The 23,610-nt window shown below is 64.9% G+C and carries 16 protein-coding genes; 12 read left to right on the plus strand and 4 right to left on the minus strand.

Annotated elements, in window-relative coordinates:
• The first annotated feature begins 51 nt into the window (after nt 1-51).
• The 9 genes from KME82_RS01270 (at nt 52) to KME82_RS26785 (ending at nt 17,356) form a co-directional block, all read left to right on the plus strand.
• On the plus strand, nt 52-13,302 hold the full coding sequence (locus KME82_RS01270; protein WP_215496922.1) for a hypothetical protein: 13,251 nt from the start codon (nt 52-54) through the stop codon (nt 13,300-13,302).
• Entirely contained in the window at nt 13,302-13,877 is a 576-nt protein-coding gene (locus KME82_RS01275) for a hypothetical protein (protein ID WP_215496923.1), read from the plus strand. Before KME82_RS01270 ends, KME82_RS01275 begins: the two co-directional genes overlap by 1 nt.
• 137 nt (nt 13,878-14,014) lie before the next feature.
• A complete protein-coding gene (locus tag KME82_RS01280) occupies nt 14,015-14,557 on the plus strand; it encodes a hypothetical protein (RefSeq protein ID WP_215496924.1) in 543 nt (180 codons plus the stop codon).
• 511 nt (nt 14,558-15,068) lie between these two features.
• Nucleotides 15,069-15,470 carry a hypothetical protein gene (locus KME82_RS01285; RefSeq protein ID WP_215496925.1) on the plus strand — a complete coding sequence of 134 codons (402 nt, stop codon included), beginning with the start codon at nt 15,069-15,071 and terminating at the stop codon, nt 15,468-15,470.
• A gap of 167 nt (nt 15,471-15,637) precedes the next feature.
• Nucleotides 15,638-16,054 carry a hypothetical protein gene (locus KME82_RS01290; protein ID WP_215496926.1) on the plus strand — a complete coding sequence of 139 codons (417 nt, stop codon included), beginning with the start codon at nt 15,638-15,640 and terminating at the stop codon, nt 16,052-16,054.
• Between the two features lie 238 nt (nt 16,055-16,292).
• Nucleotides 16,293-16,505, plus strand: a complete 213-nt coding sequence (locus KME82_RS01295) for a hypothetical protein (RefSeq protein WP_215496927.1) — start codon at nt 16,293-16,295, stop codon at nt 16,503-16,505.
• Nucleotides 16,502-16,936, plus strand: coding sequence for a hypothetical protein (locus tag KME82_RS01300; protein WP_215496928.1), 435 nt, complete (start codon nt 16,502-16,504; stop codon nt 16,934-16,936). Before KME82_RS01295 ends, KME82_RS01300 begins: the two co-directional genes overlap by 4 nt.
• A 134-nt stretch (nt 16,937-17,070) precedes the next feature.
• Entirely contained in the window at nt 17,071-17,196 is a 126-nt protein-coding gene (locus KME82_RS26780; protein ID WP_286673200.1) for a hypothetical protein, read from the plus strand.
• A 28-nt stretch (nt 17,197-17,224) separates the two neighbouring features.
• The gene (locus KME82_RS26785) at nt 17,225-17,356 is read left to right on the plus strand and encodes a hypothetical protein (protein ID WP_286673201.1); all 132 of its coding nucleotides are present in this window, start codon (nt 17,225-17,227) and stop codon (nt 17,354-17,356) included.
• Between the two features lie 43 nt (nt 17,357-17,399).
• Here the strand turns inward: KME82_RS26785 and KME82_RS01305 are convergent, their stop codons facing one another.
• The 4 genes from KME82_RS01305 to KME82_RS01320 all read right to left on the minus strand — a co-directional run bounded on the left by KME82_RS01305 (nt 17,400) and on the right by KME82_RS01320 (nt 19,670).
• Nucleotides 17,400-17,789, minus strand: coding sequence for a hypothetical protein (locus KME82_RS01305; protein WP_215496929.1), 390 nt, complete (start codon nt 17,787-17,789; stop codon nt 17,400-17,402).
• Between the two features lie 247 nt (nt 17,790-18,036).
• Nucleotides 18,037-18,318 (minus strand): hypothetical protein, encoded by a 282-nt coding sequence (locus tag KME82_RS01310; protein ID WP_215496930.1) that lies wholly within the window; start codon nt 18,316-18,318, stop codon nt 18,037-18,039.
• Between the two features lie 460 nt (nt 18,319-18,778).
• Nucleotides 18,779-19,213, minus strand: coding sequence for an SgcJ/EcaC family oxidoreductase (locus KME82_RS01315; RefSeq protein ID WP_215496931.1), 435 nt, complete (start codon nt 19,211-19,213; stop codon nt 18,779-18,781).
• A gap of 88 nt (nt 19,214-19,301) precedes the next feature.
• Nucleotides 19,302-19,670: a hypothetical protein gene (locus KME82_RS01320; protein WP_215496932.1), complete on the minus strand. Its 369-nt coding sequence runs from the start codon at nt 19,668-19,670 to the stop codon at nt 19,302-19,304.
• A gap of 258 nt (nt 19,671-19,928) precedes the next feature.
• Between KME82_RS01320 and KME82_RS01325 the strand changes: the two genes are divergently transcribed.
• The 3 genes from KME82_RS01325 to KME82_RS01335 all read left to right on the plus strand — a co-directional run bounded on the left by KME82_RS01325 (nt 19,929) and on the right by KME82_RS01335 (nt 23,423).
• Complete coding sequence (locus KME82_RS01325) at nt 19,929-20,981, plus strand: two-component system sensor histidine kinase NtrB (RefSeq protein WP_215496933.1); 1,053 nt, start codon at nt 19,929-19,931, stop codon at nt 20,979-20,981.
• The gene (ntrC, locus tag KME82_RS01330; protein ID WP_215496934.1) at nt 20,978-22,378 is read left to right on the plus strand and encodes a nitrogen regulation protein NR(I); all 1,401 of its coding nucleotides are present in this window, start codon (nt 20,978-20,980) and stop codon (nt 22,376-22,378) included. Before KME82_RS01325 ends, ntrC begins: the two co-directional genes overlap by 4 nt.
• Before the next feature lie 472 nt (nt 22,379-22,850).
• Nucleotides 22,851-23,423 carry a superoxide dismutase family protein gene (locus tag KME82_RS01335; RefSeq protein WP_215496935.1) on the plus strand — a complete coding sequence of 191 codons (573 nt, stop codon included), beginning with the start codon at nt 22,851-22,853 and terminating at the stop codon, nt 23,421-23,423.
• The last annotated feature ends 187 nt before the right edge of the window (nt 23,424-23,610 follow it).

The following is a 23,610-nucleotide window of genomic DNA, read 5'->3' on the forward strand; positions in this document are numbered from 1 at the left end:
CCAGAGCAAGGACGCCGCGCAGGGCCGTCCATCGGACGCGAGAGGGAACACATGACGACTTTGATTTCGGGCAGCGGCTTGGGCGTGTTCAACAGTTCCTTCACCCAGGTGGGGCGAGGACTGGGCAGCGACACCCGGACGGCCTCCGGGCGCCACGGCCAATTCGTCAACGTGGCCACCGGCAACCTGATCGTGCAGGGCCAGGACGAGCAGTTGTTCGGCAACGGCTTTCTCGCCAGCCAGATGCGCACCTACAACAGCCGCGGGTTGTTCGGCGAGTTCGGCTCCGACGGCTGGAACGGCGGGTTCGAGACCCGCGCGGGCCTGCGCCTGCTCAACGTCCTCAACACCCGCGGCAGCCAGGTGCAGCAGTTGCTGGGCGACGGCTCGATGGTCTACTACGACTACGACGAAGCCAGCGGCGACTACATCAGCACGGTTGGCGACGGCGCGCACGACCGCTTCCGCTACATCCCGCAGCAGACCGGCCAGCCGGCGCGCTGGCAATGGACCGACGGCAACCAGAGTCGGCGCGAGCTGTACTTTCCGGGCACCCTGCTCGGCATCGGTCTGCTCGACGGCCGCCTGTCGAAAACCACCGATCTCAAGACCGGCGCCGAATACACCTTCCTTTACGACGACCAGGGCCGGCTGCAGCGCATCGACGGCAGCAACGGCGACGCGCTGGTGTTCGAGTACGACCGCTTCGGCTCGCGCCTGCTCGGCCTGTCGACCGTGGAAGGCGGCGTCGCCCGTTCGCAGATCCGCTACGGCTACGACAACCAGGGCCGGCTGACCCGGGTCGAAAGCGACCTGACCCCCGGCGACTGGAGCGACAACGCCGGCAATCCGGGCCGCAGCTTCGTCACCACCTACAGTTACGAACAAAGCAGCCAGCGGCTGGCCCGCATCAGCCACAGCGACGGCACCGAATCGAGCTACACCTATTACACCAGCGGCGCCGCCAGCGGGCGCGTGCGCACGGTCAGCAGCGGCCGCGCCGCCGACGGTTCGCTGCAGACGCTGACTTTCAGCTACGACCTGCAGGACGACCACCGCCGCACCGACGTCAGCGACGCCAGCGGCCGCACCTGGACCTACGGCTACGATGCCGCGGGGCAATTGATCCAGGTGCAGGCGCCGGCGATCGACGGCCTGCGCGACGTCACCGATTACCAGTACGACGCCGCCGGCAACGTCGTCCGGGTCAGCACCCAGCGCGGCGGGCAGCTGCTCAGCCGCAGCGATTTCAGCTACGACGCCAACGGCAACCTGCTGTGGCAGTGGGATCAGGTCGATCCCGCCCAGGGCGGCGCCGCGCGCGCGGTGCAGCGCACCTACACCGCCGCCAATCAGCTGGCCAGCGAGACCGTGTTCACCGGCCTGGACGCCGACGGCGCCGGCACCGCGCAGGCGCCTGGCGGCGGGCTGAGCACGCGCTTCGTCTACGACGCGAGCAACCGCCTGCGTTATGCGGTCGATGCGACCGGCGCGGTCGAGGAGCGCACTTATCACGCCAGCGGCAACGGCAGCGGGCAGGTCGCCAGCACCCGTCGCTACCTCGGCGCGGCCTATGCCGCCGCCGACACCACCCTGGTCGCACTGGACGCCTGGGCGACCGCGGCGCAGCGCGCGCAAAGCGTGCTGGTCGAATCGCACTACGACGTCGCCGGCCGGTTGTCGCGCACGCTGGCGTACGCGCGGCTCGACGCGAACGGCGCCGGCATCGTCGACGATGCGGCCGAACTGATCGATTACGTCTACGACGCACAGGGCTTGTTGCGCCAGAAGATCGTCCAGCGCAGCGCCACCGTCGCCGCCGACGACGGCCGCGACAGCGTCGAAACCACGACCTACGGCTACGACGGCATCGGCCGCATGCTCTCGGAAACGGTCAGCGAACGTGTCGGCACCGGCGCGGTGCGGATCGTGCGAACCACCGCGTGGGTGCATCAGGACAACGGCAACACCCTGCGCACCACGCTCGAGGGCGGACCGGCCGGCGACGGCGTGAGCGCCAACGATCAGCTGCGCACCGAACTGCGCAATGCGTCGGGCCAGTTGATCGCGACGACGGTATCGGCGGTGTCCGGCGGCGAGACCCGCACCAGCCGCAACTACTACGACGGCACCGGCCGCCTGCGCGCCAGCGAGGATGCGTCCGGCGCGCGCTTCTACTTCTTCTACGACGCCGAAGGCGCGTTGGCCGGCGAGGTCGACGTGCAGGGCACGGTCACCGCCTACCTCCGCGACGGCCTGGGCCGGGTGGTGCGCACCACCGTGCACGAGCAGCGCGTCGACACCTCGTCGTGGCTGGTCAACGGCGCGGTGGTGCCGGCCGATTTCGCCGCCGTTCGTCCCGCCGCCGCCGCGAACGATCGCAGCGTGCTCGCGAGCTACGACGCGCTCGGCCGCCTGCTGAGCCAGACCGACGCCGAAGGCACGGTCACCCGCCACGTCTACGACGGCGCCGACCGGTTGATCGAAACCCGCGTCCAGGCCGCCGCCAACGACGCGCCCGAGCGCGTGCTGCGTTATCTGCGCGATGCGCTCGGACGCGAGGTCGGCCGGCTCGACGCCGAAGGCTTCCTGGTCGAGACCCGTTACGACCGCGCCGGCCGGGTCGAAGCGACCATCGCCTATGCCGCGGCGACGCCCGACGCCGCGCGCGCGACCGGCGATCTGGCCGCGTTGCGTCCGCTCGCCCACGCCGGCGATCAGCTCACCCGCTACTTCCACGACGGCCGCGGCAACCGCATCGGCGTGCTCGACGCCGAGGGCGCGCTGACCGAAGCGGTGTTCGACGAAGCGCGCAACGAACGCGCGGTGCGCGTCTACCACCAGCGGATCGCGAGCCCGGCCGGCAACGAGAGCTTCGCCCAGCTGCGTGCCCAGGTGCAGGCCGGCGGCGCGCGCGAGACCCGGCGCCAGTTCGACGCGCTCGGCCAGTTGCGCACCGAACTCGATCCCGAAGGCACGCTCAGCCGCTACCGCTACGACGCCCAGGGCCGCCTGCTCACGACCGAGCGTGCGGTCGGCACCAGCGAAGTGCGCGAAGGCCATCGCCGCTACGACGTGTTCGGCAATCTGATCGGCGAACTCGACGGCGAAGGCGCCACCCATCTGCTGCCGGGCATGAGCGAGGCGCAGCTCGATGCGATCTACGCCCAGTACGGCGTGCGGCATGGCTACGACGTGCTCGGGCGCCGCACCGAAAGCGTCGACGCCGAAGGCAACAAGACCTGGTATTTCTACGACGTCGCCGGCCGTCCGACCTTCACCGTCCACGGCGTGCAGGACGCCGCCGGCGTGCGCAACGGCGCCGGCGAAGTCAGCGAGACCCGCTATACGAACTTCGGCCAGGTCGGCGAAACCATCGCCTACACCGGCCGCATCGCCATCGCCATCGCCGCGCCGCACGACCGCGCCCGCGTCGACGACGCGGTGCGCGCATTGCAATTCGTCGCCGCGCAGGACAGCCGCCATCGCTTCGTCTACGACCGCCGCGGCCAGTTGAGCGAACACACCGACGCCGAAGGCGCGGTCACCCGCAACCGTTACAACGGGTTCGGCGAACTGGCCACGCAATGGCGCGAGCTCGGCGCCGGTCTCGAAGCGGAAACGCGTTACGCCTACGACCGCCGCGGTCAGTGGCTGAGCCAGACCGAGCAGTCGGTCGGTGCCGCGGCCGACGGCAGCCTGCGCGGCATCAGCCGCAGTTTCGATGCGTTCGGCCGCATCGCCACCGCCACCGATGCGCGCGGGCATGCCGTGCAGTTCGGCTACGACCGCCTGGGCCGGCAGATCAGCCAGCGCCAGAATGTGTCCGGCCGCGAGGAAATGGCGTCGACCGCCTACGACGTGCATGGCCGCGTCCTGACCCAGACCGATGCGCTGGGCCGGGTCACCCGCTACGCCTACGACGAAGCGACCCGCAGCGCCACCGTCACCACGCCCGAAGGCATAGCGACCACCTCGACCCGCAACCGCTTCGGCGAGACCGTGCGCGTGACCGACGGCCTCGGCCACGCGACCACCTTCGACTACGACCGCGACGGCCTGCTGCTCAAGACCACCGATGCCTTGAGCGGCGAAAGCCGGCAGCAGTTCGACGCGCGCGGCCTGATGATCCGCAGCGTCGACGCGGCCGGCCGCGTGGTCCGCTTCGTCTACGACGCGCGCGGCCGCGCGATCGAACGCACCGAGGACCCCGACGGCCTGGCGCTGACCCAGCGCACCGTGTACGACGGCCAGGGCCGCAGCGTGTCGGTGACCGACGCGGCCGGCGTGCGCACCGCGCTGAGCTACGACCGCCAGGGGCGTCTGATCGAACAGGTGCATGACGCCGACGGCCTGGCCCTGCGCACCACCTACGCCTGGAACACGCGCGGCCAGCAGGTGCGCGTCACCACCGGCGCGGGCACCGCCGAGGCGCGCACGGTCGAATACGGCTACGACGCACTGGGTCGCCGGGTCCGCGAAACGATCGCGCCGGGCGTGCTGAACCTGACCACCACCTACGCCTACGACGGCAACGACAATCTGATCGCGCGCACCGACGCCGCCGGCCGCGTCACCCGCTACACCTACGACGAAGCCGATCGCCAGCGCTTCGCGATCGACGGCGAAGGCGGCGTGGCGGAAACCGCGTACGACGCCAATGGCCGGGTGGTGGCGGTGCGCGCTTATGCGAACGTCATCGACCTGAGCGGCCTGCCGTTGTCGATCGACAGCGCGCAGGTCCAGGCCCGCCTGCGCGCGGACGATGCGCGCGACGTGCAGGACTACCGCGTCTACGACCGCGACGGTCGCGTGCGTCTGCGCATCGATGGCGCCGGCGCGGTCGCCGAGAGCGTGTACGACGCCGCCAATCAGGCGACCGCCGTCACCCGTTATGCCAACGCCAAGGCGCTCGATCCCGGCCTGCGCGCGCAGCTGTGGGCCGGCACCGCCGATATCGGCAGCCTGCTGGCCGGGATCGCCGCCGACCCGACCCGCGACCACAGCAGCTACAGCGTGCGCGACGCGCTGGGCCGCGAGCGCCTGAGCATCGACGCCACCGGCGCGGTGACCGAGACCGTCTACGATCCGGTCGGCCGCACGCTGCGCAGCCTGCGTTACGCCAATGCCTGGCCGCTGGACGACGTGCGCCGCGCGCAACTGCGCGCCGGCACGCTCGACGCCAACACCGTGTTGAGCTCGCTGTCCGCCGATCCCGCGCGCGACCGCGGCGTCGTGCTGGTCTACGATCGCGTCGGCCGCCTGCGCTACACCCTGACCCGCACCGACAGCGATCGCGCGGTGGTCAGCGAAAGCCGCTTCGACGCGGTCGGCCAGACGGTCGCGCAGATCCAGTACGGCGTGACCATCGGCTTCAATCCGGCCGCGACCGAGGCCGACGTGGCCGGCGCGCTGAGCGCCGCACTCGCCGCCGATCCGGGCCGGCAACGTAGCATGCATACGGTGTACGACGCGGCCGGCCGCGCGCGCTTCGTGGTCGATGCGGTCGGCGCGGTGACGCAAATGCGTTACGACGCGACCGGCCTGGTCGTGCAGAGCGTGCGTTACCAGCAGGCGCGCGCGTTCAACGGCGCCAACCTCGCCGACTGGGTCGCCTGGGCGCAAGGCCAGCCCGCCGGCGAACAGCGCATCAGCACCACCTTGCACGACGCCGCCGGCCGCGCGAGCGTGCGCACCGACGCGCTCAACCACAGCGAGACCATCACCTACGACGGCAGCGGCCAGGTGCTCAGCGTCACCAATCGCGACGGCCACCGCTGGACTTACGAGTACGACGCCGCCGGCCGCAAGCGCACCGAAATCAGTCCGCCGGTCGCGGTCGCGATGGCCGACGCCGCCGGCAATGTCGGCGTGGTGATGCGCTCGGTGATCGCGCGCATCGCCTACGACGGCCAGGGCAACGTCATCGCCCGCACCGACAACGCCGACACCGCGCAGGCGCGCACCACCGTCTACGTCTACGACAACCGCGGTCATCAGGTCCGCACCGTGTTCCCCGACGCCGGCCGCATCGATCCGGCCAGTGGCGAACTGGTGGCCAGCGGCCGCGCGCCGAGCATCGAGGTGATCTACGACACGCTCGGCCGCGCCGTGGTCCAGCGCGATGTGCGCGGCCACTACAGCTACAAGACCTACGACCTGCTCGGCCGGCTCGCCGCCGAGGTCGATCAGGAGGGCTACGCCACCGCCTACGCCTACGACGCGCTGGGCGAACAGACCGGCCTGACCCGCTACGCCCATCCGATCGGCGCCGGCCTGCTCGGCGCGGGACAGCCGATCGACCGCGCGCAACTGTTCGGCGCCCTGATCGCCAGCGACCGCGACCGCAGCCTGAGCACCACCTACGACCAGCGCGGCCACAAGACCCGCGTGGTGCAAAGCGTGGTCAGCGTGGTCAATGCCGACGGCAGCGTCGTGTCGATCGCGCCGGAAAAGCGCTTCGTCTACGACGCCTATGGCGATCTGGTCAAGGAGTCCGAACAGCTCGACGCGACCCGTTGGGCCGACACCTATCGTTACTACGACGCGCTGGGCCGGCTCACCCTCAGCGTCGATCCGGAAGGCTATGTCAGCGCGCTGCGCTACAACACCACCGGCGAAGTGGTGGAATCCATCGAGTACGCGCGCGCGGTCGATACCGCCGCGCTCGGCACTGCCCAGCCGCCGGCGCTTCCGGCCGCGGGCGATGCGGCCAGTGGCTACGACCGCAGCACCCGCCGTCAGTACGATGCGCTGGGCCGCAGGATCCGCGAGACCGTCACCCGCCACACCCACGACGGCAACGGCGTCAGCGGTGTGCGCGATGTCGTCACCACGATCGGCTACGACGGCGAAGGCCATGCCGTGACCGTCGATGTCGACGGCCAGACCACCGCGACGGCGTTCGATGCGCTCGGCCGCAGCGTGTCGGTGCTCGAAGCCGAGCGCGATGCGATTCGCGCCGATGGCTACGATCAATTGCGCAATGTCGGCGTCGATCTCAACAGCGCAGCTCTGACCGAGCGCGTGTCGCCGTACAGCACGATGGTCTACGACGCCTTCGGCAACCTCGTGCAGCTGCGCCGTTACGCCAACGGCTGGCGCAGCGGCGAGGCCGCGCCGCAGGCCGCCGCCAACGACACCTTGCACACCACCCGCTACGACCTGCAGGGGCGCGCGGTGTGGGAACGCGATTCGGCGGGGACCGTCTACACCAAGCAGTACGACGAAGCCGACAACCTGGTCGAAGTGCGCTCGCGCCTGGACGGCAATGAGGGACGCAGCGCGGTGATCGTGGTTGCGACGTCCTACGACCGCAGCGGCCGGCAGACGCTCACGCTGACCACCCGCGAGCTGTACCAGGACGGCCAGTTCACCGGCATCGCGCGCGATGCCGCCTCGCAGGTGCGCTACAACGCGTTCGGCGAAATCCTCGCCAAGGACAGCCGCACCGACACCGCGCTGGCGACCGAGCAGTTCGCCGCGCAATACGTCTACGACGCCGCCGGCCGGGTCGTCGCCAGCAACGCCGAAGGCGGGCAATGGCGGCGATACGGCTACAACGCCGCCGGCCATCTGCAGACCACCGCCCAGGCCATGCGCCTGGGCGGCGCCGGCGGCGCGCTGGTCGATGCGGTGACGGCGCAGGTTACCGACCGGCTGGGCCGGGTGATCGAACAGACCCAGCCGGCGTTCGGCGACGATCTCACTCAGCGTCCGCGCTGGAGCCAGCGCCTGGATCGCTGGGGCAATGCGCTCGAAAGCGTCGACACCCGCGGCGGCATCACCGTCAGCGTCTACAACGAAGCCAATCAAGTGGTGAGGCAGACCCGCCCGGAGGTCGTGGTCGTGCATCGCGACGGCAGCCAGCGCGTCGAGCGTCCCGAGAACGCCTGGTTCTACGACGCGCTCGGCCGCCTGCTCGGCGTCCGCGACGCCAACGGCTACCTGCGTCAGCAGAGCTACGACGCCGCCGGTCGCCTGATCGCCAGCCGCGACGCCACCGGGCACGTCACCCGTATGGCCTACGACGCGCTCGGCCAGCAGGTGCTCACCCAGGATCCGCTGGGTTATCTGAGCTTCCGCCTGTTCGATGCCGCCGGCCGCATCGCCGGACAGGGCGACTATCTGATCAACAACGAAGGCAGCGCGCGCGACCAGCAGCTGCGCGAGGTCTATCGCCTCAACCAGCGCGGCGACCGCATCGCGGTGACCGACATCGCCGGCCAGTCGGCGCTGTACGACTACGACAGCCGCGGCCTGGTCGTCCGCAGCCGCAGCAACGCCGGCGTGACCATGAGCTACGGCTTCGACGCCAACGGCAGGAAGATCCGCGAGACCAATGCGCTGTCGGATCCGTCGCTGATCGGTAGCGGCGCCGGGCGCCGCACGGTCGTGGACCACGAGAACGAAGCGGTGTTCCTCGACGAGCAGACCTGGGACTACGACGACTTCGGCCGCCTGATCGACCACAACGACCTCAGCGGCGCCGACTGCGATTACGACTACGATCCCTCGACCGGGCAGCTCAACGTCCAGCGCAAGGCCGGCGCGGCCGCGCGCGAAACGATTTACTACGCCAACGGCCTGGTCAAGGAACTGCGCGAGGGCGACGACTGGTTCCGCTACGCCTACGACGCCGTCGGCAATCGCACCCGCGAGGAAACCTACACCCGCGACGGCGCCGGCCAACGCATCCACATGCTGACCCGCGCCGAGTACGACGCCCACAACCGCGTCGTGCGCGTCAGCCAGGACGAAATGGGCGCGGCCTGGAACAGCGGCGATCCGCCGCCCAATGCCGATTTCGAGCGCGGCGACGAGGGCTGGACCAAGCAAGAGGGCTGGTCGATCAAGCAGGCGCTCGACGGCGCCGACACGCTCAGTGGCGGCTGGGCGGCCGAGTTCACCGGCATCGGCCCGAGCAGCCTGACCAGCAACCTGCGCGCGCGCGTGCAGCCCGGTCAGGTGATCAACGCCAGCGTGATGATCCAGCAGGGCGCGTCCAGCGCCGGCGATGCCGCCGCGCGGGTGCTGATCGTGTGGTTCGACGCCGACGGCAACATGCTGCCCGGCGGCGAGGGCCAGAGCTGGGCGGGCGGCAACCTCGTCGACAGCGGCTCCAACGGCAACTGGCATCCCTCCAGCGTCACCGCGACGGTTCCGCCCGGCGCGGCGACCATGGCCATCGCCGTCAGCGCGAAAAAGAACAGCAACGATCCGCTTTGGGTCGACGACTTCAGCTGGAGCTACGAGCCGGTCGCCGGCGACAACCAGTCCGCGCCGGGCAAGCGCCTGCTCGACGTGCATTACGGCTACGACGCGGTCGGCAACCGGCGCAAGGTCGAAGCCGCCACCGATTACGGCGATCCGAATCTGGCGCAGATGGACGAGGGCGGCCTGTTCAACGGCGGCTTCGAACATGGCGACGCCGGCTGGGAGAAAGAGAACGGCTGGAGCATCGTCAACAACGCGCCGGGCACCGGTTACAAAGGCAGCAAGTTCAGCGCCCAGTTCAATCTGACCGGCGAAGGCGGGCGCATCACCTACAAGGCGCCGATCCCGGTGCGTCCGGGCGAGCGCATCACCCTCAGCGCGGCGGTGCAGCAGGGCGCGTCCAGTTCGGGCGAAGCCGGCGGCGGCGTGTTCCTGTCCTGGCTCGACGCCAACGGCAATCCGATCGGCGAAGTCGTGCGCGGCAACATGGTCACCAGCGGTTCCGGTGGCGCCTGGCATCTGTCCACGGCGAGCGCCGTGGCGCCGCCGGGCGCGGCCTACATGAAGATCGGCGGCGTCGCCTACCGCGACGGCGGCAGCGATCCATTGTGGATGGACGATTTCCGCTGGTCGTTCTCGGTGCCCAACGGCGATTTCATCGACGGCGACACCGGCTGGAGCGTCAAGGAACCCGGTTGGAACATCGTCGCCAACGGCCCGCCGAATCCCGACTTCAGCGCCGCGTTCTTCGGCCCGACCGCCGGCCGCATCTACAGCGATGCGCGTCCGGTGCTGCGCGCCGGCCAGTGGATCAGCGCCAGCGCGATGGTCCAGCGCAACAGCAGCCGCTCCGGCGGCGGCGTGTTCATCCACTTCCTCGACGCCAACGGCAACGGCGTCAGCGTCGTGCGCGGCACGATGATCGAAAGCGGTTCGGGCTGGCAGGAATCCGAACTCGGCCCGGTGCAGGTGCCGCCCGGCGCGGTGACGATGGTGATCGGCGGCGTGGCTTACACCAACGGCAGCTCGGCGATCGTGATGGATCGCTTCACCTGGCAGTACGCACGCGACGAAGACACGCCGGGCACGCCGACCCAGAGCCCGCGCTACAACGCGCCCGAAGCGCTGAAAACCTACTGGTACGACTACGACGCCGAAAACCGCGTCACCGTCGCCCACGGCAAGCTGGTCAACGGCCAGATCGTGCTCGGCAACCCCGACGTGAGCTACGGCCTGGCCTACGACGGCGCCGGCCGCGCCGTGTATCGCCGCTTCCTGCAAGGCCAGCAGGTGATGCAGGAACTCACCCAGTACGACCAGCGCGGCCAACGCCAACTGGTGTTCATGGCGCAACCGCTGGGTGGCGGCGCGCCGGTCGAGCTGAAGGAGCGCTACGTCTACGACGCCCTGGGCCGTTTGAGCCAACGCCTGGAGTACTTCGATGCCGACGACCAGCGCAAGGACATCCCGGTCGCCGGCTGGATCAAGCACGCCGAAACCTACGAGTACGACGCCGACGGCCGCGTGCTGGGCCAATACAGCTACGGTCGACCGCTGCAGTGGACGCCCGACCCGAACACGCCGGCCTCCACACGCACCGATCTGTCGTCGCTGGCGCTGATCTCGCACGTCGACTACGCCCGCCACGGCTACGACGACGCCGGCCGCCAGCGCGGCTATGCCTTCGTCAGCCATGCGCTGGAAGACAGCACCGGCGCGCTGCCCAACGACCCGGTCGGCTACACCCAGACTTACACCTACACCTACGAAGGCCGCGAAAGCTACCTGGAAACCGTCGTCCTCGGCACCAGCAGCAACGCCAACTTCAAGGCGACCACCACCACCAGCCACTACGACGGCTGGGGCCGGCGCCTGAGCGTGCGCGAGCACACGCCCGGGCAGGACGTCGACGACAAACTGCGTTACTTCAGCTTCGACGGCGACGGCAACATCCTGCGCCGCCGCGAAGGCCACGAGAAAGACGGCGCGTTCCAGCAATTCGCCAGCGAATCGCTGCAGACCCAGACCTACGCCTATCTGGCCGGCCAACACATCGCCTCGGGCAAGTTCAACGGCGACGTCGACCTGCTCGGCCGCATGACCGCGTACCAGAGCAGCGAAGTCGGCGTCATCCGCATCGCCGTGCAAGCCGGCGACACCCTGCGTCGCATCGCCGGCCGCGTCTACGGCAACGAAAACCTGTGGTACGTGTTGGCCGAAGCCAACGCACTGGGCGCCGACACCGAACTGACCGCGGGCACCACGATCAAGGCGCCGGACGTAAAGGTCACCGCGAACGACGCGAACACGTTCAAGCCATTCGATCTGAATGAGGCGATCGGGAGCACGACGCCGAACCTGCCGTTTATCCAGCCGCCGCCGAAGAATCATTGCTCCGGATTAGCGATGGTTATTTCGATAGTTGTTAATGTCGTCGTCACCTACTTCACCGGCAGCCGTGAACTCGGCGCGATGGCGGGCAACTACGCCGGCCAGATGAGCCAGATCATGCTCAACGGCGATTACGACTGGGATCGTGCGCTGCGACTGAACCTGAATCCATTCGGCGGCAACCGGGAAGACTTGGCGCGTTCGGTCTACGACCCGGGATCGCATGGCGCGCCGGGCATGATCGACTACAAGAGCATCGCCATCTCCGGCGCTTCGGCGTATGCCACGCAAGGCGTGGGCGAGTGGGCTCAGGCCATAGGCGCGGGAACCTACACGACCTTGGCGCTCCAGACTGCAACCAGCTACGCCACGAACTATCAATTCAGCAAGTGGGCCGGCTATGACGTCAGTTGGAGCAATCGGCAACTGGGGGCGAACATCGGCGCCGCGTTCGCGGGGCAGGCGATGTTCCACGGAAGCGAAGTCGAAACCCGGGGCGATGCGACTGCGAGCACCCGCGCGCCGGTCACCCAGGGCGACCAGGCCTTCAGCTGGACCGCCGCGGCCGCCGCGCAGTTGAAGGAAGCTGCGAGACAGTTCGTGAAAGATTTCGGCCAGAACCTGATTCGCAGCGGAATCCAGTACGGCGCAGAGAAAGCCTTCGGCGTGGAAGGCGCGAGTTGGAACTGGCGCGACGTCTCGGCTGACGCGTTCGGTAATGCGTTGGGTAACGCGATTAGGGGGCGACTGGATTATCGGAAGGCTCGGCAGGCGCAGTTGGAACAGGAACTGGATGAGTTGGAAACCATCAATCCATTCTCAGTGGAAGGCATAAGTAAGCGGATAGACCCTTGGCCGTCTAACCAAGTTGATGAATCAGGGGCTGTCGGGAGTTCATATGGCTATGACGTCAGTGACTCGGCCAATAACGATGAAAAGCCGATAGAAAAAGTGCCCGTGACAAAGGAGGAAATTGCGTTCCGTGAGGATTTCGATGACCCAAACTATGTGATTGCCGAGGCTGCGAGGAAGCATCAAGAACAGAATAATTATCCTGAGATCGCAGCGGCTGTTGGTCCAAGGGATGTTCCGAAATTATTTAATAGTATCGATGATGCGTTTACAGAAGATAAAATTTCAATATTCAGGCATGTTGAAAGAAAAACTAGCGGCGGCATCGCTAGGTACGACACCGTCATGATTGCCAGGGGTAGTGAGGAATATCTGATGGAGATTAAAAAAATACCGCAATGGCAAATAGACGCCTTAGTCGATAATGTAAACAAGGTTAGACTACTTATAAAAGCCAGGGGGCGCGCCGAAGATATCCAGGCGTGGAGCAATCTCGGTGCCGTTGGAATTGAATTGGGTGCTCCAAGCGGGTATGGCGCTCAAGCAGGCTATAATTTTTCCACCGACAACAACGCCAAAAAAATAGGTGGAGCAATGCTCTTCAACGACGCATGGTTCGATGACCCCCCGCGGCATCAGTTATTTGTTGTCGCTCACGAGTTTCGCCATACGATGCTGGTCAATTCACTGTATCAGGGTGTCAAGTTACCTAGCTCCCATGAAACCTGGGCTGAGGGGTATGAAAGGCTCCCTGATTCCCACGTTAAGGTGACTTCCCGAAATGGCGAAGGCGAAGCGCGTAGATGGGCGAGTGATCTTGTGGGTTACTATGGGAGAAACTGATGTCTAGCCTGGCCGTGAAGTTGTCATTTTTCTTGATGTTCTATTCGATTTCTGTTTGTTGTGATGCATATGAGAAAACTTATAGCAAGATATGTAGGTTGAGCAAGGGGACGGAGTTTTCCGGCAGGTACAAGATAAATTTGGCTAAAAGCTATTGCGTGGATAATGGTTGCGTTGCTGCGGAATACTCTGCTACATCCGATGGGTCCAGTCCAAAGAAAATAAGATTTATATCTCCGGCAAAAATACGTGTTGGCGAGGAGTATTTTATGTTCTTCTCGAAAATGAAATATTCTAGTTTCATGCTGCCCGGGCTCAGGGGTAAATCATTTAGGGCGCCGAGCGGGGTTGAATATTTTGTCGGAGAAGACGCGGTTTTTGTCGTTGAATATCCAGGTGTATATTACCGGGATGTTCCTGTGATGTGTTTTGGGGGTGGGGAAGGGTGTGAAGTGATGCTGGATCTTCCTGCCGGCATGGAGAATAAAATAGAATTCGCCAGGGTTGTCGTCCCTGGATTTGAAGGCATTAAAGAAAAATGTAACGAAAGTGGTAATAATGCCGATGGAAGGTGATTGCGCGGGCCCAAGGACCGCCGCTCCGGCGAAGTACATCGAAAACATAGGGCACTACGACTTCACGCAATCATGAAGGCGAAATTAGGAGATGAGCTGCGGAGCTAATGGGCGATTTTGGAGCACAGAAGATGAGGATGCATTTCGATAAAGTCGTCGTCTTGCTAGTGGCGTCGTCTTTCTCGGGCTCGGCTGTTTCCTATGAATTCTCTTACCGGGACATATGCGGACTCATGCGGGGATCCGATGAGTCTGGCCGTTACAAGGTGGTTTCGGCGAAAGAATACTGTCCTGATCGGCAGTGCGTTGCCGTTCAATACGAGGCAGTCGCGGAAGATCGGCGTCGGATAAGTTTTGTTTCCCCGGCCAGGCTGGGGGTTGGCGACAGTTATTTATTATTCTTGTCCAGGTTAACGACGCCCGAGTTCCTTTTGCCGACTGGAGCTGAATATTACTCCGCACCAAAGGGCGTTCGATATTTCGTTGCGCTGGATGCCGCATATGGCTTGGGTCCGTCCGGACTGATGTATAGGGAGCTTCCATCCTTTCCCTGCATCGGTGCGGGAGATGCCTGCGATGTGATGCAAGGCATGCCTCGTGAGCTCTCGGGCGAGATCATCTCGGCGAAAGTCATTTTTCGCGATTTGGAGAAAAAGAAGTCGGAGTGCATGGCTAAGTGAAGTTGCCGGTCTGATGCAAAGGCCGATGGTGGCGGCTGAAATTCCGACGAATCTTCTTGTGTCTGAACTGATCGGCAGGCGATGTCGGCGTTGGGCCATGGCGGACAACGCAGTTAAGCATTCAAGGTCCGGACGGTGGCAATGCGCTGCTATGCCGGCAAACAGCGTAAAAGATCACTGTGGCCGTGTGATCACGCACGCCGAGAGCTACGTCTGCGAAGTCGACGGCCGCTTGGTGGTCGGTATCTGGCGCGACCCGTTGATAACGGCGTCCCAGCCACCTCAGTCGCTACGCAGCACTAGGCACCCGTGCCGACCGATCCATGAAATAACCGATGATCGCGCCGATCGCGATCGGCACCAGCGCATAGATCGGGACGAACACCAAAGCGACCGCCGTTGATGCCGCCTTGGCTCAGTTTTCAGGCGGTATGCGTCAAAAATTGATCGATAATGTCAATGCAATAAGGCTAATAATTCGGGCGCGTGGTAGGCCTGAGGATCTGCAGGCATGGAACGATATGAGTTATATAGGAATTGTCGTTGGCAAGGTTACGGGCATGAGCATGCGGTGGCCGATCACTTATACAGAAGCAAATCCGGGGTTTCAGGCGGAATTATTGCGGTTAACAAAAATTGGTTTAAGTTTGAGTCTCCGGACCATCAGCTTTTTACAATTGCGCATGAATTTAGGCACGCGATGTATGGAAATGCACTGTATAAAAATATTCCTATCAAGAGCACCTTCGGATCCAGCGGCTATGAGAGGGATAGAGATAAGCTTAAGCTGTCGCGCGACAACGAGGGTGATGCGCGTAGATGGGCCCAAGAAGTGCTCGGGTATAGTGACAGGGATCGTTTCCATACATTAGAGCACGTTCAAAAGCCCCCAGTTAAGGGTGTAAAGAAGTGAAATCATGTCTGATTGCATTATTTATTTTCTTTGCCGCATGCGGCCCTGTTTCGCATGGCCAACAGGGCTCTAATTTCCGGTCCCTGTGTGAGGTCGGCATTAGCGCGGACAAGCGAGGGAGTTACAGGGTCCTGTCCTCCAAGGCGATATGTTCAGCTGACCATTGTATGGGAGGTGAGTATGTGGGTGGCTCGGGAGAGAATAGGACTAAATTTTTCTCTACAGCCAGCTTGGTCGTGGGAAGAGAGTATTATTTATTTTTATCTAAAACGCCTGTGGCCGGTATTCTCTTGGATGTCGGTGGAGATGTTATCGAGAATGCGAGAGCTGTAAAAATAAATACCGCCGCGAAATTTTTTGTTCCCGTCGATGGGGCCTACTGGATGCAACATGATGGCGCGGTAGTCAGAGATGTGCCTGGTTTATGTTTGGGCCGGGCTGCCGAGTGTGGCATTGTAGATAAGCTGCGCTCGGAAGACGGGCTTGGTATATATGGCGCGGCAATCGAGGTGCGTGATTTTAATGCCAAGTTGAATTCCTGCCTGAAGAAAAAAATAGGCGACTTGAACGAATACGGTGAGTGAGTAACGCGTGGGCCGCTGATGCAGCAGAGTCGGGGCGTGCGTATTTTCTATATTTTCGACGCCCTGGGCCATTTGCGTTTGAGCTAACGCCTGGAGTACTTCGACGCTGACGACGAGCGCAAGGACATCCCGGTAGCCGGCCGGATCAAGCACGACGAAACCTACAACTACGACGCCGACGGCCGCGTATTGCGCCGGTAGGTTCTTGTCGAAAGACCTTACGCCGGTGCATCGTGCGATGGCCGAACAATCCAGAGGCAGGTTCGGCGGCGGTACTTCGCGCTTCAACGAAGCCGAAAACACGCTTTGTCATCAGCTTGAAGTGATGAATATGCTCAACAACGGACGTAGAAATCTTCCCGCTTTCATCAGGGATATTCCCTTGAAGACGCATCTTCGGGCGTTCACCAATCAAGCCCGAGTGGTCGCCCGTGATCTGGGGAAAATATGAGCGCCAGCCTGAATTCAATTGATCCGTCCGAGATCATTGGTCTGAGCACGATCGAAGAGGCTGTGCTTGACAGTGCATCCTTGCCGTCGGATGAAGTTCGCAAGCGCTATCTGCTGATAGGGGATGCACTGTACGTTAGCGCGCAGGCGCTCCGCCTCGACGAGGATTTCGACAATTTGTTGGTGTTCGCCGTCGGCGTGGCTGAGGAGATGTCCGAGGTCCTGCTTCGACAGGCGATTGCATTATCGAACCGTAGGCATTGGCAGTATCGTCCTTTGATGTTGAAGAGCGATGAGGGTAACGATCCGAGCAGCGAAGTGATCGCAAAAGACGACCAGAGCAATGCGATGGTGGATTGTTTGTTGTATCACCTGCGAAAGGACGATCGGTATGCAGCGGGTGCGAACGCATTGATGGCTTCGCAAGGCTGACGCCGAGGAAATTTCTGGCGCGATCAAATGGGTAAGCAGCCGCTATCAATCAGACAGCGGCTGGTGCGCGAAATTATTCCGGTTGTATGACGTCGAGGATGCGCTCTACCTGCTCGGCCCACAGCCGGAAGACCTTGGCCAACGCCGACGCCTCGGTCGCTCGTGTTGCGAGTGTCAGGTTAAGGGTCGATGGTCGGGTCGATCATTTCGACGATGTTGAACAGTTCGCCGCGAAAGACTGGCAGGTCGTGAACGCGTGAATCGGCACCGCGATGTTTCCCGGCACGCATGGTCGAGCCGATCGGCGGCAGCACACGAAACGCCGACAAACAGGGCAAGAATCTCACGGAGATTGTTTGGATCAAGCGCGCCGAGACCTACGGTCGCGAAGTCGACGCCAGCATGATTGCCGGCACCTGACCCGACCCGACAGCGCCGTTGGCAGGCCCCGCCGCCTCAGCCGCTATGCAGCGCTAGGCACCCGTCCGGCCCGATCCATGAAGTAACCAACGATCGCGCCGATCGCGATCGGCACCAGTGCGTAGATCGGGATGAACACCAATGCGATCGCCGCTTGCGCATCCGCCGCAAGATCCAACGAGTAGTGCGCGAACGCGAGAAAGCCGAAGCCGAGCAGCGCGGGCGCCCATAGGGATGAGGCGCGCTTGTAGAGCAGGCTCACGGCAATGATCGCGCCCCAGGCGATGGCGTTGAAGGCGCTCAGGAACAACGCGGCGCCGATGCCGTTGTGCGTGTATTGCGCAAGCCAGCCGATGCCGTGCGGCACGCGCGCCGCGTACGGCAGCAGTATCCCTACCAACATCACGATCACTCGCGCCTTGCGCATCGTCATGACGACCATCCTGGTTGCGATCGGGCCCCAAAGGGGAATGGCCGGATTCTCGACGGGACCATGGCAGGGCGTCAATCGGAACTGCGTGGCGGCACGCTCAATTCGCTGGATCGGCGGCGTCTGCCCAGGCGAATCGCCATTTCGGATTGTTTTTGGCTGGCCTATCCGCCAGAAACAAAAGCCCCGCCGAAGCGGGGCCCTTGCCGGATCGTCTCGGCCGATCCCGAAGGGCCGGCCGGCGCCGCGATCATCCTTCCGGAAGATCGCATTTCATTCTTGCATCGATATGAAACGGCTTCGGAACGTCGGGGTTTGAGCTCTTCTGCTCGCCGTCGAGCTTGAACGATTCCGAATCGGGCTTGCCGCCGCGCTCGGTGCAGGCGGAGGTCAATTTTTCCTTCACCGCGGCAATGGCGGCGTCGCGCGTGGCGCCATCGGCGCTGTTGGTCAGGTTGACCACTTCCGCGAACGCGTTCTGGCTCATCCCGAAAGCCACACCCATCAGGGCGATCACATACCACTTCTTCATGCCTACTCTCCTTAGTAAACGACTTTGGTGCGCGTCGATGGTAATGCGGCGGTTGTTGGAATCGTGTTATCCAGCGGCCCTCGTCAATGCGACGTAAAGAATTTCGGGACTGAACACAGTGAATGTCGCTAGCCGGTATGCCGCAGGCGCTTGCCGATCGAAGAAGCACGCATGTCTGCGTTCTTGGAAAATTTACGCACCATCCGAAAGCGGGGCGCGATAGGGAAGAAATTTCAACCCATGTGCTTCGCCTCGACACCTCGACCCATGCTCCGAAAGCAAAACGTGACGGGACGTTGGCACCGGACTTTTTGAAAAAACTCTTGCGCCGTCACTCGCTGTTACGGGCGTCAGTCAGCGCCGTTGATCCACCCGCCATGATGGCGAGGATTTATTGCCTTCGCCGATTCGGGCATCGGCGTCCTGTGAGGGCAACCGTAGCCAGGATTTCCGCCACCGGTCAGGAACCTTGGCTGTCTCTCAGCACGATCGCTCCCGTGCGCGGGTTGGTGAGGGTCACGTTCTCGAGTGCCTTGATCCGCCACTCGCCCGCCTGTCGCGTCAACACCGCAAGAATCACCGTATCGACCGCGTGCGGCCCTGCTGGATGAGCCGCGCCGGCGGTGAGACGGCTCCAGAAGTGCAAGACGACCGCGTCCTCGCCGAGGGGGATCGAGTCGATCAGCTCGTTTTCCAACGAGGAATCGCTGTAGATGGTGGCATGGATGGGTACATGCAGGGCGACGATTTGGTCGACGCCGCGCACGTAGTGACCGAATCGGTTCACGAATGTCGCATCCTCATGGAACAACGCGCCGAGCGATTCCATGTCGTGGCGGTTCCAGGCGATTTGAAACGCGACAGGCGCGTCTTCGGGCTGCTTTATCTGAGTCATGCGGGGCCTCGTCGGCTTCCAGGGGGCGTGTGTGATCTTGGTTGCGGGGGCGGGCCGGGCTTTTGATGCCGAGCAGTCGCAGGCCGCGTTACGACCATCCGTTTCCGCGGCCCGCGTGGATGTAGTTGTCGTCGCAAACCGGGCATCCCAGCAGCCACGTGTGCAGCGAGTGGATCGTGCAATACGGCGCGTGCTCGTCGGGCGCGAATGACGTCACGGTCAACTGCCCGGTTCGGGGTTCGACAAAGGCCGGCAGCGCCGCGAGTTCGGCTTGCGCATCCTCCCAGCCCAGGTGCCGGAGCAGTTCGACCGGCAGGCCCGCATTCACCGCCGCGTCCAGCAGGCGATGGACGTCGATTTCCCGCCAGCCGGTCTGCGCCGCCATCCATTTTCGAAATTCCCGTTTGTGGCTCGGGCGGATCTTCGCCCAGATCGAAAAATCCGCGATTTCGGTCATGCGTCGGTTTCTCTCAAGCTGCAAGGCGTTGCCATGGAACACGATGAGGCGCGTCGCGTGGGTGACGGATCGGACACGCGCCTGATAACGACAGGATCGCTGATCCAGCGCCGGTGAAGGCCGGCAGGCGCGCGCAAGCGATCGCATGACGAGTTCGGTGGCACCGACGCGGCCCGTGGCGCCGATTCCAGCATCGGTCCGTCGTGACGGCGCCCGGCCCGCGCAGTCGGGCTCAATTGTTTGCACTAAGATGGTGCAATGCCCGCCGACCCCCAGCCCGCCTCCGACCTGAGCCTCGACAGCCTGACCACGCCGCTCGCCTGGAGCGATGCGGGTGGGACCTTGAGCGGCTGCAATACCGCGTTCTCGCGGTGGTTCGGGATCGGCGCGCGGCGGTTGCTGGGTTGGCCGCTGGCCGGCCTGGACGCGGGCGATGGCCGTCTGGCGTTGGCCTTGTCGCGCGAAGGCGGCGACGAGGCGCCGCTGCGGATGCGACGGATGCGGCTGCGCTACGCCGATGGCGAGGAGCGTTTCGCCGATCTGTGGCTGAGCCGGCGCGAGGGCGGCGGTTGGCTGCTGGAAGCGCACCCGGTCGACGAGTTTCCCGGCGACGATCCGGCCTTGCTGCTGCCGTCGGCGTTGTCGGCGTCGTTGAAGGGGCTCGCGCACGAATTGCGCAATCCGCTGGCGGGTCTGAAGGGCGCGTCGCAGTTGCTGGCGCGGCGGGTCGACGATGCGGATTCGCGCGAGCTGATCGGCTTGATCGACAGCGAGGTCGAGCGCCTGACCGGCCTGGTCGATCGCCTGCTGACGCCGGCGCCGCCGCGGCCGCACGCGCCGTTGAATATCCACGCGGTGCTCGAACGCGTGCTGCGCCTGGCCGAGGCCGACGCGGGCTGGGCGGTGCGGCTGGTGCGCGACTACGATCCGAGCCTGCCCGAATTCGCCGGCGACGCCGATCGATTGATGCAGGCGGTGTGGAACCTGGTGCGCAACGCGATCGAGGCCGGCGCGACCCACGTCAACCTGCGCACGCGCATCGAGCACGGCGTGCGCATCGCCGACACCTCGCATCCGATCGCGTTGCGTCTGGAGATCATCGACGACGGTCATGGCGTGCCCGACGAACTGGCCGAGCAGTTGTTCCTGCCGCTGGTGTCCGGTCGCGCCGAAGGCAGCGGGCTCGGGCTGGCGCTGGCGCAGCAGGTTTCGCGCGAGCATCGCGGCTCGCTGGCGTATCGCTCGCGGCCGGGCCACACCGTGTTCACCCTGCTGTTGCCGATGCATATCGAAAGCGAGGGAGCGGCATGAGCGCAGCCAGGGTGTGGGTGGTCGACGACGATCGATCGGTGCGTTTCGTGCTGGCGACGGCGTTGCGCGAGGCCGGTTACCATGTCGATGCGTTCGAAAACGCCGCCGATGCGCTGGACGCCTTGGACCAGCGCGGCGCGCCGGACCTGCTGTTCACCGACGTGCGCATGCCCGGCGATGGCGGGCTGGTGCTGCTGGAGAAACTCAAGGCGCGCGCGCCGTCGTTGCCGGTGGTGGTGATGAGCGCGTACACCGATGTGGCGAGCACCGCCGGTGCGTTCCGCGGCGGCGCGCAGGAGTTCCTGTCCAAACCCTTCGACCTGGACGATGCGGTCGCCCTGGCCGCGCGCACCTTGGCGGCGAACGAAGCACACGACGAGGTCGCCGAAACGCCGCAGGCCGCCGCCGACACCTTGATCGGCGACACCCCGGCGATGCTGACCTTGTTCCGCGCGATCGGACGCCTGGCGCAGGCGCCGCTGTCGGTGCTGATCACCGGCGAAACCGGCACCGGCAAGGAGCTGGTCGCGCGCGCGCTGCATCGCGAATCGCCGCGCGCGGCGCGGCCGTTCGTGGCCTTGAACACCGCGGCGATCCCGTCGGAACTGCTGGAAAGCGAATTGTTCGGCCACGAGGCCGGCGCCTTCACCGGCGCGCAACGGCGCCATGTCGGGCGGTTCGAACAGGCCGACGGCGGCAGCCTGTTTCTCGATGAAATCGGCGACATGCCGCTGCCGTTGCAGACCCGCTTGCTGCGGGTGCTGGCCGAAGGCGAGTTCTTCCGCGTCGGCGGACGCGAACTGATCCGGGTCGATGTGCGGGTGATCGCGGCGACGCATCAGGATCTGGAAACTCTCGTCGCTCAGGGGCAGTTCCGCGCCGACCTGCTGCATCGCCTCGACGTGGTACGCCTGCGCCTGCCGCCGTTGCGCGAACGGCGCGCGGACGTGGCGCAACTGGCCGAACGTTTTCTCGCCTCGGCCGCGATCCGCTTCGCCGCGCCGGCCAAACGCCTTTCCAAGCCGGCGCTGGAGCGGCTGCGCGCGCACGACTGGCCGGGCAACGTGCGCGAACTGGAGAACGTGTGCTGGCGTCTGGCCGCGCTGGCGCCGGGCGATACGATCACCCGCGAAGACATGGACGAGGTGCTCGGAGTATCGGTGCGCCGGCCGAGCGACGCGGCCGAATGGGAAGCGCAGCTGTCGTCCTGGGCGCGCGCGCAACTCGCCGACGGCCGCGCGAACCTGCATGCCGATGCGCGCGAGCGTTTCGATCGCGCCTTGCTGGAAGCGGCGCTGGAACACACCGGCGGACGGCGCACCGAGGCCGCGACGCGGCTGGGCCTGGGGCGCAATACCTTGACGCGCAAGTTGGGGCCGGGGCGCAAGCGCAGTTAGGCGTTCGGTGAAAGATCGGTCTTGGATGCTCCTGGGCCGGCGATGATCAGCCGGGCCAGACGGACGCCGCGGAATCTTTTGTGGGACGGCCTTCAGGCCCGACGCCGTTCGTTCCGTTCGAAGTTGAATCCGGGGCCGAGGTCGCATTGCGCTTTACCTTGATTGCGCAGTGACCTGAGCCGAAAGCGTCGGGCCTGAAGGCCCTCCAAAAAAAACCTCGCGGCCTTGCCGTGGCCGCGCGAAACGCGAGGTGCGTTGGAGGCGGCCAGAAGCCATATCGCGGTGATGCGGCACTTGGCGGAATTGCAGGGCCCGTGCCGTGCCGCCGTCGCGACCGCCATAATCCAGCGGCCAGCCGCACGCCAGCCTTCCTCCCGACGCCGTTTCACCTGCGCTGAACCCGCGCGGGGCTAGCGTCGGGCCACCGTCCCATCCGGCGCCGCTTCCTCGCGCCGACGCACAGGAGTCCTGCATGAACCACGTACTTCGCACGATCACGATCGCCTCATTCGTCGGCGCGTTGGCGGCTTGCGGTGGACAGACCACCAAACCCACGCCGCCGCCCGCGCCGCCCAAGCCGGTGTCGACCGCGCAATCGGCCACGGTGGTGCTCGCCTCGGCCTCCGGCAGCCTGGTCAGCGGCAAGCTGACGCTGCGCCCGATGGGCGACGGCGTGCACCTCACCGGCGAGGTCGGCGGCCTGACACCCAACAGCGTGCATGCGATCCATATCCACGAGAAGGGCGACTGCAGCGCGGCCGACGCGAGCAGCGCCGGCGGTCATTTCAATCCGGCCGGCCAGCCGCACGGGCAGGTCGATCACGGTCCGCATCACGCCGGCGACATGAACAATCTCAACTCCAACGCCGAAGGCGTCGCCAAGGTCGACGCGCATGCCAGCGGCGTGACCCTCGGCGGCGGCGCGGCCAACGATGTCGCCGGTCGCGCGGTGATCGTGCATGCCGTCCAGGACGATTACAAAAGCCAGCCCGCCGGCAACGCCGGTGCGCGCGTGGCCTGCGGCGTGATCAAGATCGCGCAGTGATCGTGGGCTTGCGCTGATCGCGGCAGATCGCCTCCCGCTGCGGTGGGAGGCGATGGCGGGTTTGGCCAATCGGACGCCGCGAATGCCGCGGACTCTTTTGTGGGAGGGCATTCATGCCCGACGCTGCTCGCTCCGGTCGCGGTTGAATCCGGTCGCGGTTGAACTTGAGGTTCCGGCTGATAGTGGC

Source organism: Lysobacter capsici (assembly GCF_018732085.1).
Classification (GTDB): Bacteria; Pseudomonadota; Gammaproteobacteria; order Xanthomonadales; family Xanthomonadaceae; genus Lysobacter; species Lysobacter capsici_A.

Excerpts from the sequence above, each read along its gene's own strand:
- KME82_RS01270 (WP_215496922.1), top strand. The coding sequence starts at position 52 with ATGACGACTTTGATTTCGGGCAGCGGCTTGGGCGTGTTCAACAGTTCC.
- KME82_RS01275 (WP_215496923.1), top strand. The coding sequence starts at position 13,302 with ATGTCTAGCCTGGCCGTGAAGTTGTCATTTTTCTTGATGTTCTATTCG.
- KME82_RS01280 (WP_215496924.1), top strand. The coding sequence starts at position 14,015 with ATGCATTTCGATAAAGTCGTCGTCTTGCTAGTGGCGTCGTCTTTCTCG.
- KME82_RS01285 (WP_215496925.1), top strand. The coding sequence starts at position 15,069 with ATGGAACGATATGAGTTATATAGGAATTGTCGTTGGCAAGGTTACGGG.
- KME82_RS01290 (WP_215496926.1), top strand. The coding sequence starts at position 15,638 with ATGGGAGGTGAGTATGTGGGTGGCTCGGGAGAGAATAGGACTAAATTT.
- KME82_RS01295 (WP_215496927.1), top strand. The coding sequence starts at position 16,293 with ATGGCCGAACAATCCAGAGGCAGGTTCGGCGGCGGTACTTCGCGCTTC.
- KME82_RS01300 (WP_215496928.1), top strand. The coding sequence starts at position 16,502 with ATGAGCGCCAGCCTGAATTCAATTGATCCGTCCGAGATCATTGGTCTG.
- KME82_RS26785 (WP_286673201.1), top strand. The coding sequence starts at position 17,225 with ATGGTCGAGCCGATCGGCGGCAGCACACGAAACGCCGACAAACAGGGC.
- KME82_RS01305 (WP_215496929.1), bottom strand. The coding sequence starts at position 17,789 with ATGACGATGCGCAAGGCGCGAGTGATCGTGATGTTGGTAGGGATACTG.
- KME82_RS01310 (WP_215496930.1), bottom strand. The coding sequence starts at position 18,318 with ATGAAGAAGTGGTATGTGATCGCCCTGATGGGTGTGGCTTTCGGGATG.
- KME82_RS01315 (WP_215496931.1), bottom strand. The coding sequence starts at position 19,213 with ATGACTCAGATAAAGCAGCCCGAAGACGCGCCTGTCGCGTTTCAAATC.
- KME82_RS01320 (WP_215496932.1), bottom strand. The coding sequence starts at position 19,670 with ATGACCGAAATCGCGGATTTTTCGATCTGGGCGAAGATCCGCCCGAGC.
- KME82_RS01325 (WP_215496933.1), top strand. The coding sequence starts at position 19,929 with ATGCCCGCCGACCCCCAGCCCGCCTCCGACCTGAGCCTCGACAGCCTG.
- ntrC (WP_215496934.1), top strand. The coding sequence starts at position 20,978 with ATGAGCGCAGCCAGGGTGTGGGTGGTCGACGACGATCGATCGGTGCGT.
- KME82_RS01335 (WP_215496935.1), top strand. The coding sequence starts at position 22,851 with ATGAACCACGTACTTCGCACGATCACGATCGCCTCATTCGTCGGCGCG.